The 13,573-nt window shown below is 32.9% G+C and carries 8 protein-coding genes; 2 read left to right on the forward strand and 6 right to left on the reverse strand.

The annotated features are described in order from the left end of the window. Positions 1-5 precede the first annotated feature (5 nt). Together IPN31_09745 and IPN31_09750 are read left to right on the forward strand one after the other, a co-directional pair. Positions 6-3,515, forward strand: a complete 3,510-nt coding sequence (locus IPN31_09745) for a right-handed parallel beta-helix repeat-containing protein (GenBank protein MBK8682169.1) — start codon at positions 6-8, stop codon at positions 3,513-3,515. A 22-nt stretch (positions 3,516-3,537) separates the two neighbouring features. After that, positions 3,538-4,302 (forward strand): hypothetical protein, encoded by a 765-nt coding sequence (locus IPN31_09750; GenBank protein MBK8682170.1) that lies wholly within the window; start codon positions 3,538-3,540, stop codon positions 4,300-4,302. Positions 4,303-4,479: 177 nt separating this feature from the next. Here the strand turns inward: IPN31_09750 and IPN31_09755 are convergent, their stop codons facing one another. The 6 genes from IPN31_09755 to IPN31_09780 all read right to left on the reverse strand — a co-directional run bounded on the left by IPN31_09755 (position 4,480) and on the right by IPN31_09780 (position 13,555). Beyond that, positions 4,480-7,209 (reverse strand): insulinase family protein, encoded by a 2,730-nt coding sequence (locus IPN31_09755; protein ID MBK8682171.1) that lies wholly within the window; start codon positions 7,207-7,209, stop codon positions 4,480-4,482. 334 nt (positions 7,210-7,543) lie between these two features. Continuing rightward, complete coding sequence (locus IPN31_09760) at positions 7,544-8,623, reverse strand: hypothetical protein (GenBank protein MBK8682172.1); 1,080 nt, start codon at positions 8,621-8,623, stop codon at positions 7,544-7,546. 221 nt (positions 8,624-8,844) lie between these two features. Further along, positions 8,845-9,168 (reverse strand): hypothetical protein, encoded by a 324-nt coding sequence (locus IPN31_09765; protein ID MBK8682173.1) that lies wholly within the window; start codon positions 9,166-9,168, stop codon positions 8,845-8,847. 536 nt (positions 9,169-9,704) lie between these two features. After that, the gene (locus IPN31_09770; protein ID MBK8682174.1) at positions 9,705-10,982 is read right to left on the reverse strand and encodes a DUF2130 domain-containing protein; all 1,278 of its coding nucleotides are present in this window, start codon (positions 10,980-10,982) and stop codon (positions 9,705-9,707) included. A gap of 296 nt (positions 10,983-11,278) precedes the next feature. Further along, the gene (locus IPN31_09775; protein MBK8682175.1) at positions 11,279-12,490 is read right to left on the reverse strand and encodes an amino acid permease; all 1,212 of its coding nucleotides are present in this window, start codon (positions 12,488-12,490) and stop codon (positions 11,279-11,281) included. 249 nt (positions 12,491-12,739) lie between these two features. Beyond that, positions 12,740-13,555, reverse strand: a complete 816-nt coding sequence (locus tag IPN31_09780; GenBank protein MBK8682176.1) for an SDR family oxidoreductase — start codon at positions 13,553-13,555, stop codon at positions 12,740-12,742. Positions 13,556-13,573 lie beyond the last annotated feature (18 nt).

Here is a 13,573-nt window from a genome sequence, read left to right on the forward strand (position 1 = left end):
AGATTATGGGAACGTTTGATATATCCAGAATAAATTTCGATAAAAAGAAACATTATACTAGTGTTCGCATGCAGCAAGGCCGTGTGTTGACAGATGATGATTGGAATGAAAATGAACGGATAGATAAGGAAATTCAAAGAGTTACCAACTCTGAGATTATTGGTTCATTCGGAACCTCCAACGATGGTTTTAAGATTGAAAACCTGCGATTGGATTCGGGGCTCATCAATTTTGATATTCTACCCGGCACTCTATATCTGGGGGGCTTGCGTTTGGAATTGGAAGAGATGGAAACTTACCGCCTTCAAAAAGATTGGCTACAACAACCTGCACTTTTAAATGGTAGTCCCGACATTTCAGAAAGTGAACAATACGATCTAGTATATCTTGAAACATGGCAGCAGGCTGTAAGTGCGGTAGAGGATAGTTCTTTATTTGAAGTGGCACTTGGTGGTCCGGATACCACAACACGAGTTAGGAATATGCGGCGTGTACTTATTGCATCTGGTATAGGTCAGTGTTCTTGTGTAGAAGCATGGAACAAATTAGTTGAACAATGGCAAGCTGAAAATAAGGGAACACTAAATAAGCAGCATGAACGGATTGCAGATATTCAACTTAAAGTAACTTTTCTAAATACCGGATTACCCGACGACCTTTGTTCACCTTCTGCTGCTGGCGGTTATTTGGGAGCAGAAAATCAAGCGATTCGTGTTCAACTAATAGATAACAACCATTTCACCTGGGGATTTGACAATGCAGCACCATTTTATAAAGTAACTATCTCGGCGGATGGAAAAACAGTGCATGTGATAACCGATCCCAAGGATCAATATCATTGGCCTTTGAGTAATCAGGTTGTAGAAATATTGCCGTGGTCAGCCGTGTTGTCAAATGGTGAAAAAGTAGCAGCTCAACAAGGTCATTTAACTAAGGTAGAAAGTTCCTACGATCCTGATTCCGGAGAATTTACAATTGTAGATTCTTTGCCAGCAGATTTCGGTGCTGACTGGAAAAGCAGAGCTAATAAGGATGATTTAGATGACCAAGATCCAGCAGAATATTTTTATATGCGGATTTGGAACAGAGGAGATGACCTTTCTTCCGATTCAAAAATCAATATCACTTTTGGAACACCACAACTTCTGGGACACACCGGATTGCAAATAACCATTACCGGAAATGATGCGGTTGCCAGTGATTTTTGGGTTATTGCCGCCAGACCTGAAACGCCAAATCTGGTTGTTCCCTGGGAATTAGAACATGGATTGCCACCACATGGAGTTCGACGTTTTTTTGCACCGCTTGCACTTATTCAATGGATGCCAAGCACTTTCAATGAAGGGAATTTAGAGGGAAAAATTATTCATGATTGCAGGAAAAAATTTCATCCACTCACAGAGCAGGGATGCTGTTGCACTTTTACCGTAGGTGATGGTAAACAAAGTCAAGGTGATTTTAATAGCATTCAAGAAGCCGTAGATAATTTACCGGGTGCGGGGGGTAAAATTTGTGTTTTAGCCGGCGAGCATATCGCCAATGTTTCCATTTTAAATCGCAAACAAATTAGAATATCCGGTTGTGGTGAACACAGTATTGTTCGGCCTTCTTCTGATAAAATGGATGCGCCGATTTTTCTAATACAGAATTCTCAAAAAATACAAATTGATAATCTGACTTTAATGGCTTTGGATGGAATTGCAGTAGAAGTAAATGATACCAAAGATTCCAAAGTAGGTTCAGAGAAAATAACCATTAAGGAAAATCAAATTATAGCAGGAATTCATGCTATCAGAATTACAGCTACCGATATCGGAATTGACAATTGTATAGATATTTTATACAATCAAATTGGTATGATGGATAAGCCGATTGGTAAAGCTGCGATTTTTAGCATCGCCGATGATGTATTGATAGAACGCAATAGAATAGTTGTGATTCCAGCACCTAATAAAGATGATCCTGATGACCCAAGAAACCCAGATAATCCTGGTGATAAAGATCCATTCGATCCATGTAGAGATCCAAGATTAAGTTATGTAAACGGTTTTTCACTTGCCTATTATTCTTACAGTTTAATTAGATATGTTGTGATTTATAATCCTTCAGGAAGATTCATTAAAGGTTATCAAGCAGAAGGAGGAATACAAATAGGGGGTACTTCCGAAAGAGTGCGGATATTAGAAAACGAAATTATTGGTGGCAAGGGAAATGGAATTACATTAGGTCATTTAACTCAAGTTTATAGTAGAAATTACACTACTGCATTTTCCTATAATGATAATAATTTTGAATACTCACCCTTGTATGAAATAATTATTGAAAGGAATAAAATTTTTCAAATGGGGTTAAGTGGTATTAGTGCATTGCTTTATGGAGGCGAAAGTTCGCATCTTTCTATTGTAAATGATATTTCCATTTACCGAAATCATATCAGATATTGTACGCATCAATTACCTGAAAGAAATTCTAATACATCTTCAACCAATTTAGCTTTTGGAGGAATTATTTTAAACGATTGCGAAAATGGTAACATCAGTGAAAACAGGATAGAAGAAAATGGTCGAAGTGAAACCATTCCTGTGTGTGGGATTTATATTTTTTATGGTGAAAAAATTATTATCTCCACCAATTACATTGTTAAAAACGGGTTGCCAATTACAGATAATGACACGCCGATAATTGCCGGAGCCCGTGGTGGCATCGTTATTAAAATGTCTTTTAAAGCAGCGGATTTTAAAAATGTTTTTGATGCAAAAATTCCTTCATTTGATGGGATTCCCGCAGTTAAATTAATAGATAATATTGTTGAACAGCCTTTAGGCCATGCACTATTTATTATGGCATTTGGTCCGGTTTCCGCAATTGGAAATCAATTTACTTCATTGAGTACTGATAAAACAAATATGTTATCATTATTTGCCTCATCCGTTTTAATTTTCAATCTGGGTGTTTCCAAAGATTTGCTTTTAATAGGATTTCAAAATATGGCAAATTCAAATTCACCTACAAGTGATGGTTCTGCATTAAGCACGTCTTATTTACAATTGTTACAATCGCTTCAATATTTGCCAAATGGAAAGGTGATGTTTTCTGGTAATCAAACTACTCTTGACATGCGTTCGGCATCCATAAATTTTGGAATAAGCTCCCAATTAATTTGCTCTCTGGATGACATTGCATTTAATAATAATCAGTCTGAATTGGCCGGCTTTTTATCATTGGAAAAAGGCAGTACATCTTTCGATTTAATGTTATTCAATACTATGCTGATTGCAGCTACCATTCGCTCAAATGATAATAGATTTTCAGATGGATTGGCGTTAACCTTTTATTCCTTATTTTCTTATGGTTACATGAATACTGCGCTAGGTAATCAATCAACACATTGTTTGATGACTTTTGGTACTTTGCGTTCTATTTATCACAATATTATTTTAATTGATGATTTGTGTAATGACCAAAAGCAATATTTGAGTGAAGCAATGGCAGTGCCTGTCGGAAAGGATTATTAATTTAAAAAAAAACATTACAACAATGAAAAGTACTAAACGAAACGATAAAGAAATATCAGGTGATGTTATTCAGTTAATATCGCAATTAGATGAGCAACGATTGGTTGAGTTAAATAATTTAGAGCAAGTACAGAAAATAAAAAATGAAGTGCTGATTTTGGAACAAAAGCGACTAATAAATAAATATGGAAAGGATAGTCCACGAATACAAAAGATATCTTCCAGATTGGCATATAATAAGTCAATGTTTGTGGCTCTGGACATTGAGAAGCAAAGAGCAAGTATAGAAACAGAACCTTTACCAAATAATGCTTGGCGGATACATGGAAAAGTATATGACCAAAAAAATAATCCTGTTAATGGGATGACTATTTTTTTAAAGGATAATAAACTGAATTGGCTTAGAGAGTTGGGAAGTGTATGCACTTCTGAAACGGGATATTATTCCATAACTGTGGATGAAAAATTAATAGATAGCCTTAAAGGGACTGCACTTTATATTGGTGTCTCTGATAAAAATCAACAAAATATTTATCAGGATAAAAATTCCTTTATTGCAACTAAAGGGTTGATAGATTATAGAGATATTTATATGGATGGCAGAGATTGTGTTCCTCCATTATCGGATTTAAAAACAGGTGATATCGCAGGTGATATAAAAAAAGACATCATCGCCGAGGATTTAAATAAAGAGGAATCAGGTGCTGATTTAAAAAAAGATAATACTGGTGATATTTTAAATAAAGATGAACTGAGTGACGACTTAAAAAAACGCAAAGGCAAATAATTACTCATCTATTTCACACAAAATAAAAATAATAATTTAAGATTAAAATTAAAATATTCAGTTTAGCATAATCTAAATGAAATTAAAAAAGGAAACCACTCATTGTTGAGTGGTTTCCTTTTTTTGTATAAATCAAATTATAAAATGTAAATTCTAAATTATTTAAATTCCTAAATGTTATTTCACCACCTCCCCATTTTTATCTAATTCAATTACTTCTCCCCAATCTAATTCTTTCAAGCCTTCATATACTTTGCTTTTATCTCCAATAACTAACCAAGTTAAATTTTTTGGAGTGATATATTGCTCTGCAGCGGCATGTACATTTGTCAGCGTTAATGCTTGTATAGTTGTTGAAATATTATTTAGATAACTTAATCCTTTATCGTAAAAGATAACATCCTCCAAGTTGTAGCTTAAGTCACTATTGGCTTCATAATTTCCGGGTAACTCCATTAAGGTAGCAGCTTGCTGTTGTTTGAATTCACTATCCGTAATTACATTTTTTTTATTTATTGCTGTTAATTCTTTTAAAATTTCAATTAAGCTTTCTTTTGTTTTATCTGTTTGCACAGATGTATAAATTGTATATTGAGATTGTTGTTTTGTATTGCTAAAAAAACTTCCTGCACCATAACTCCAATGTTTGTCTTCTCTTAAATTCATATTCAACCTGGATAGAAATGAGCCTCCCAATAATGTGTTCATCATTTCCATGGCTTCATTTTTTTCTATATTTTTTTCAACAACAAATAATTCTGCTGCTCTAATAACAGATTGTTGCGCTCCCGGCATATCAATAAAATATATTTTCGATGTTTTTAATTCCGGTTTTGCAAGTGTTACTTTATTTGCTTTATCACCGGCTTTCCAATTCGATAAACTTTTTTCTAAAATAGGTTTTAACTCGGATTCTGTGATATCTCCTACCACAAATATGGTTGCGTTTTTATAGCCTAAGTTTTTTTGAAAATGATTTACTACATCCTCCTTAGTAATTGACGCTACAGTTTCTTTATAGCCACTTCCGCTGGATGGTAAGCCATTGGCGACAGATTTTCCATACATCAATTGTGGAAGTACCCGTGATGCTAATTGATTTGGATTTGCACTTTCCTGTTCAATCGCAATTATCTGTTCTTTTTTTAAACGATCAAATTCAGATGTCGGAAAATTGGCATTTATTAAAACATCACTTAATAAATCTACACTCTGTTTAAAATTATTTTTTAAGGCAACTAAATTTATTTTAGTTTTTTCCAAACCATTTGTTGTATACAAATCAGCTCCTAAAGCATTGATGTTATTATTAATTTGTTCGGCAGTTTTTGTTGTTGTTCCTTTTAATAATAAATCGGTCATTAATCTTGAAGTGCCTGCTTTTGATAATTCATCCGTTTCATATCCTACATTAAATAAAACACTCATATTCACAATTGGTGTTTCATGGCGCTCTATTAAATATACGTTTACTCCATTGCTTAAAGTCAATGTTTTTATTTCGGGAAATTTCATGGAAGTAATTGTGCCAACCTCCGGCATCTTTGTTCTATCAAGAATTACATCGGATGTGGTGTAATCGGGGTAGGGGATAATTTTTAAAATAAATTCCCCGTCTTTTAGCCACATGTTTGCTGCGTTCTTTAAATCAGCAGGTGTGGCATTTCTAATATAGTCCTGATAAGTTTTATAATAATCCGGACTGCCGCCGAATACCTGGTTTTCTGCTAGCATATCACTCTTGCTGTCAATACGCTCCAATGATTTTATTATGTAGGAAAAATAATTTGTCTTGGCAAGATGTAATTCATTTTCGGTAACTCCATTCGTAAATATTTTCATCAATTCTTCATCAATAATTGCATTCACTTTATCTATATCATTTTCATCATTCACAAATGCGCCTATTTCTATTTGTTGGCCAATCTCTTGTCCGTTTGTATAGCTCCAAATTTCTGAACACAATTCCTCATCAGTAATTAATCGCTTGTATAATCTGGAAGATGCGCCATTAGTTAGCACTGTACTTAATAAATCTAAATAAGCACCTTCTTTACTTCCCCATGCCGGTATATTCCATGTTTTTTGCAATAGAGGTTGTGCTACTCTGTCCTGCGCAATTACAGTGTGTGTGCCATTCATTTTTGCAATCCATTCACCTTGTTTTACTAAAGGAACACTTGCCGGAATTTCACCAAAATATTTTTTTACTTTTTCAAAAACTTCATCTGCATTTACATCACCACAAATTGATATGGTTGCATTATTAGGTCCATAGTATTCACGAAACCAATCTTTAATATCCTCAACTGTAGCTGCACTTAAATCATCCATAGACCCAATTACAGTATGCGAGTAAGGATGATTTTGAGGATAAGTATTTATTACTGATAATTCATAAGCAATTGCATAGGGTTGGTTTTCTCTTTGTCGTTTTTCATTTTGTACAACACCTCTTTGTACTTCAATATTTGCACTATCCAATCCATTTAATAAAAATCCCATCCGATCCGATTCTAACCACAATACTCTATCCAAACCCGAAGGAGTAAAGTTTTCATAAAAATTTGTTCTGTCGCTATTGGTAGTTCCGTTATTACTTCCTCCGCCAACGGTTTGCATTACTTTATCAAAGTCGGGATAATGTTCTGCTCCGGTAAACATAATATGTTCAAACAAATGTGCAAATCCAGTTTTACCCGGCTTCTCATTTTTGCTGCCCACATGATACCAAATATCAAATGATACCATAGGTACTTTATGGTCTTCACTTACTATCAATGTTAATCCATTATCCAGCGTATAAATTTTATACGGAATATCAATAGTAGGGTAGGTGGTATTTTGTTGTGCAATAGCGATGTTGCAACACAAAGCGAACAATAGAAATGCAAAATAATTTTTCATAAATACAGATTTAGTTTTATTGGTTAGTCTTTTATTAAAATGGTTAGTAACGACAGTTCTTGTAAAAATAAAATTTAAATAAAATATTTGGTTAAGAAATGTTTGGCTTGATGCGATGCTTGTATTAAAAATGGGTGGCCACAATTGGAGCAAAATATTCTTTCAGTAGGCTTGTTTCAAGTTTTGCAATTGTTCATTTCTGTTTTTTAAAAGAATCTGTTTTCTTTTAGTTTATTAACTTCATAAAACAATCGGTTGAAAAGAGCATCAACCGATTGTTAAATTTTTAAAATTTATAATGAGTAGAATAATTATTCTACGCTGGCCAGCAGTTTTAGTATCTAGTTTTAAGAACAATGTTACCGAGTTCTTTAATTTTCTCTTGTGCTGTGAATACCACCCGACCCTTTTTAGAAAAAACTTCCCATACAATATTACTTGTAATGTCGTCAATAGCATTAGGCTGGGCACTATCAGAAACTAAATCGAAAGTTCTATCGCCATTCATTAAAACAGGCTGTATAAAATCTTCATGAACTATGAGTAGCTCACCCCGGCCATCTATTGCCGCTAAGTATATTTCCTGTAAATCCGATAACACCCTTGCTTGATTTACCGCATCCAACATTTCATTGATTGCATCTGTTCTGTTTTTCTTTTGTAGTTCATTGATAACTTCCCAACCTTGTTTAGCAAGATGAGTGGTTGAGATATCGTTATAGTTAACGAAAGCATGACCAATATACATCTTTGGCTTATTGGCAACTTGCATTAATCTGCTGAGGTTATCTTCCGTACAAATGACTACGCATTCTAAATCTGTTTGATTAGAAATTTTCACCACGGCTTTATCTAATTTATTTAAATGCTCACGCACAATATCATCCAACAGCCTTGCATCGCTCAGCTTTTCCGGAGCATTTAAATTGCGTTCCATTTCAGGAAAAGGAAAATCATCGTTTATCACTTCTTCTGTTATGCTTTCATTAAAGGCTTTGTACAAATGTGTACTTCCCTGTGATAACAACAGTATTAAATATTTTTTTCGTCTGATGTAATCATTTATGATAGTTCTTAAAGCAAATGATTCAGAAATACATACCTTGTTTTTATTTATAGGCAAAACGGATTTTATGATTTCCAGTGTATTGTTGGAAATAAAAATATGCAAGCTGTCCAAATTATAATTATGATCAATTTGAGAAGGAACATTTGCAATCTTTTCTAATAAACCATTTGCGGACTTTTTGCCTAAGTCTGAAATCAATCTTATTTCCGCTTCTTTAAGCAGATTTTTTAAAACAATTTCATCTTGGGCATTATCAGGAAATGTTCTGTGTGTATTTAAAGAAATACTTACACATGGCATACTTCTCTCTGCCGCTAATTCTTCAATTTTTTCTTTATTTATCATAGTTTAACTTTTTTTATAAGTTGCGTTCTTTAATTACGAAATTTACAGAAATTTATTTAGTAATTTTTTATTACAATGGTCATTAGCACCAGTTGTTACAAAAATTAAGTTAAGAAATAAAACCCTTATAATTAAGGATATAAAAAAATTGCTGGTCTGATATTCACTCAGATTACAGCAAACTATTTTGTAATAATTAGTTATATTTTACTCTTAAGATATTAGAGTAAAATTATAAGTAGAATAGCAATTACAACAAGTGCTCCTAAAGAGAAATAAACGCCGCCACCTATTGCAGCAAGATTTTCTTTAATGGTGCGTACTTCGGTTCTTAATTCCTTTTTTTCTGCTGAAGTAAGATCACTTTTATCCATAGTTTTTATTTCATCCAACCTTTGAATTAAGGCAGTTGCCTGATCTGGATTTTCTGAATTTTCATCTGGAACTGTATTCGTTATATCGTCAACTTTTCCTGCAAATGTTTGAATTGGAGTTGCAAGCGTGATAATGCAAATGAGGGCACTGGACAATATTATTTTTTTCATAATAAGTGGTTTAGGGTTTTAAATTTTTTTATAATGTTTAATAGCTTTTTTAATTAGAGTTGATAAATTAAGTAGCCAATCCAAAATAGATGAATTCAATAATTATGAAAGTAATTCCAAAAATTAATAACATGTTTATTGAATAACGGATTCTACTTTGTTCTAAATACTATAATCTAACAATAGCCCAAAAGCATATAGATTATAACAAATAGAATTATGGTGCCTAAACAGCCGCCACCTAATTTTTTTGCACCCCATCCGGCAATAATGGTTCTGAAAAAGTTATTCATATAGTTTTAAGTTTTGTGATTTAATAATAAGTTTTAGTTTTAAAAAAGAAATATCTGTTTTTTCAATAACAAAAATAATATAGAAGTGTTTAGAATTCCAAGTGTTGGGACTAACAAATTGATTAAGTTATAATTAAAACTTGAGAGCATTATTGGTTCGCACACTTTACTCAATATTGAATATAGAGTGAGATAAAACCGTTACTCAAATTAAATTCAGTCCCATTCTTTTACTCGACTAATTTATTCAGAATTATCCGACAGCTCGTTAAACTTAGCTGTCATTGTAGGATTTCCGTGAGTAAGTTTTTTTATTGTTAAGTCCTCGGTTTTATTATTAGCAAGTCTAAGATTGTTTTCGGAGGATAATAATGCTGCCTTTGTTTTTTCTAATTCTTTAATTGTTTTATCAATTCCGGTTATTGCTTCATTAAATTTTCGACTTGCCAAATCATAATTATATGCAAAACCATCTTTAAACTTGTTCATTTTTTCTTCGAAATTGGTGATGTCAATATTTTGACTTCGCATTAAAGCAAGCTCTGATTTAAATTGCAAGCTGTTCATGGCGGCATTACGCAAAAGAGTGATGATAGGTATAAAAAATTGAGGGCGGATTACATACATTTTATTGTATTTATAAGAGACATCAACAATACCTGTATTGTAAAATTCACTTTCTGCTTCTAATAATGAAACAAGAACGGCGTATTCGCATTTCTTTTCTGTGCGGTCTTTGTCTAGTTCCTTTAAAAAATCTTCATTCCTTTTTTTTGTAGCAGTTTCATCACCTTCATTTTTCATTTCAAACATTATAGAAATGATTTCATTTCCTGCTTCGTCTGATTCTCTATAAATATAATCTCCCTTACTTCCGGAACGTGCATCATTATCTTTTTCAAAATAAGCTTTTTGAAAAGCCGAAGCACGAAGCTTGTTAAACTCGGTCTCACAATGCTGTTCGAGTGTTTCACCCAACATTTTAGTAGAGAGTTTTTGTTTCATATCTTTTCGCAAAGCAATTTCTTCATCTTTTAATTTGATGATATCATCTTTTGTTCTGAGTTCAGCAGAATACTTTTCATTTAAAGATTTTTCTAATAATTGCTTTTCAGTTTCCTTATTTTCTAATTTATTAAGAAGCGCATCCCGGTCTTTTTCTATTTTATTTACCGCCTCAGATACTGATAGTTTCTTCTCAATTTCTGCGCTTGCAATTTTAGATTTCATTTCAGCAATCTCAGATTCTTTCTTGGCTAACTGATCAGAAAGTGCACGTTCACTTTTTGCTTTCAGTTCTACTATTTCTTTATCCTTATTCGCAATATCATCTTGTAGTGCATTTTTAAGTTTGGCTTCGGCAAGTTTTACAGCACTTTCTTTTTCCTTTTCTGCAAGGGTTAAACGTTTTCGTAATTCATCTTCGAATTGATGATCCCGCACTTGTTTTAAAATATCTGCATAACCGGCTTCATCAACTTTAAAAGCTTTTTTACAATTCGGACAAATAATTTCGTTCATAATGATTTAGTGTTTAATTTGTGTTTCATTAAAAATAATGTTATAGTATGGCACAGCATTATTTGATTTAAAAATATCAAATTAAAATACAATAATGGCTTACGTCAACTAACAAGCATTTCCTTAAGATTTTTTGGATTTAAGGAATTGAGCAATGGGTGGTTCAACACCCACTGCGATTAGCCGCTGGCAAATTATTCATTGTATTGTCTGCATTTTAACAGCCTCAATATAAAGTTGATATTTATTTTAGAGGTTGCTAAAAATGAAAATCTCTGAAAAGGTACTCCTTCAGTTTATTTAATAAAACCATAAATATTATAAATTAATAATGTTAGAGTCATAATAATTCCTAATAAACTTATTACGGGTATATTTTTAATATTTACAGGAATGCGGTAAGGTCGTTTCAATTCTTTTTCCTTTACTCTTAAAACAATTACGGAAAGATTAACAACAATGAACGTAATGAAAATAAAAATGGTGGCTATCCGGGCTACTGTTTCAATATTTCCTATTAAAGCAAAAGCGCATGTTATAACTGAAATTAAAATAAGAGCTGCGACTGGGGTTTTACTTTTAGAGGAGACATAGGAAAATAGTTTTAAGAAATTTGTTTCTTTTGACATACCAAATAAAACTCGTGAACTTCCAATCATGTTAGATAATATAGTATTGGATGTAGCAAATAATGCAATGACAGAGATAATAACTAATCCGGTATTACCAAATTTTATGTCGGCAATATCAGCAAGCGGACTATCAGATGATGCTAATTGTTGAAAAGGAATAATGCTTATTGCGGAAATAGTAACCAAACTGTAAATAACAATTACAATAGCACAAGAAATAAATAATGCCCTGGGAATAATTTTTTCCGGATTATTTGTTTCTTCTGCCAATTTTACTATTTCTTCAAAACCCATGTAGGCAAAGAATGCCACTACTGAAGCTGTCATCAATCCGTCAATTCCTTTGGGCGAGAGTTCAGTGTAATTAACATCTCCGATAGAAGGGAAGGCAATATAAATTATGAAAAACAAACCTGCGGCTTCTATTAAAGTAAAAATTATATTTACCGTAGAAGATTGATTTATGCCCGCAATATTTATAAGAAAGATTAATATAATTATTCCAAGCGATGCTACAATCAAACTTATACCTGTAAGTGCCCCTAAGTAACCTGCAAAGCCAATGGAAACAGTAGCACCGGCAATAATACCATTGAGTGAAATAATGATACCCAGAAAAATTCCTATCTTTTTTCCGAATGCCTTTTTTGCATATACATATTCTCCACCCGCTTTTGGAAATGCTGCACTTAATTCCGCATAAGAGAAAGCAGTAAACAATGCGGCAATTGAAGCTATCAAAAATGCAAGCCATATAAAATTGCCGGCCAGACCTGCTACCTTGCCAATTAATGTATAAATGCCTGCACCCAATATAGAACCAACGCCAAAAAAAATACATTCAGCTAGTCCTAATGTTCTTTTTAATTCTGTCATATATTATCGTGAAAAAAATAGTAAGTAAGCATAAAAGGTGTGGTGCTAAAAATTAACAGATACCCTGTTGTTTTTTTGCTATTTAAAAAATTATTTGATTTATTTTAGATTCTATAATAGGGGTTTAAATCCAAATTACTTGCTGAATATTTTATTTAATTTGTTTTCGTGAGCCATTCAATATTCCGCAATATGTTTTTTCAAAACATTAAATAAAAGGAGGTGAATAGAATTACATTTATTTAAAAATTATTGAGACATTTTCTTTATGTTATGAATAACTCCACCATCTACCAGAATATCTGTGCTTGTTATAAAACGTGCAGCATCACTGGCTAAAAACAGTACAACATCTGCAATATCTTCCGGCTGTCCATTGCGTTTTAATGGAGTTGCTTGTTTTATCATTTCCATTCTTTCAGGATGTTCTTTGGCTGCTTTTAATGCCATTGGTGTTTCAATAACTCCGGGTGAAACGGATACAATTCTTGCTCCTTTTGCTCCCCATTTATCCGCATTTTTATGCATTAATAATTGTACACCTCGCTTTACAAAATTGTACATCATATCTGAATTGTTATTTACAAATTGGCTTACAATTTCAAAAGATTCCTGAGCTTGCGGATTTTTAAGTGCCTCATCATATGTTTTGTTGGCAGGCACGGTATGAGCCATCATTGAAGAAAATAAAATAGCAACTGAATCTTTTACTGCTAATTTATAAAAGGCATCAATTAAAAAATCTGTGGCAATTAAATCTATTGTAAATACTTTTTTAAGATCTTTCACAGTTCCACTTACACCTGCTGTATGAACAAGCGCTTTTAGGGCACCTTTATTAGCCACATAGTTAGTTAGCTTTTCTATATCTTTTTTATCAGTTATATCACAAGCAATTCCTGAAACATCAAATCCTTCATTGAATAACGCTTTCACTGTTTCATCCACTTGTTCTTGTGAGTAATCAGTTATAATTATTGGTTGATTTTTAAAAACTCTGGCACAAGCCTGTCCAATGCCTCCGGCTCCTCCTGTAATTACTATCAGTTTTTTTTCGGTATTCATATTTAAAATATTTTATTT

It is taken from the genome of Bacteroidota bacterium (assembly GCA_016715425.1).
GTDB lineage: Bacteria > Bacteroidota > Bacteroidia > Chitinophagales > BACL12 > JADKAC01.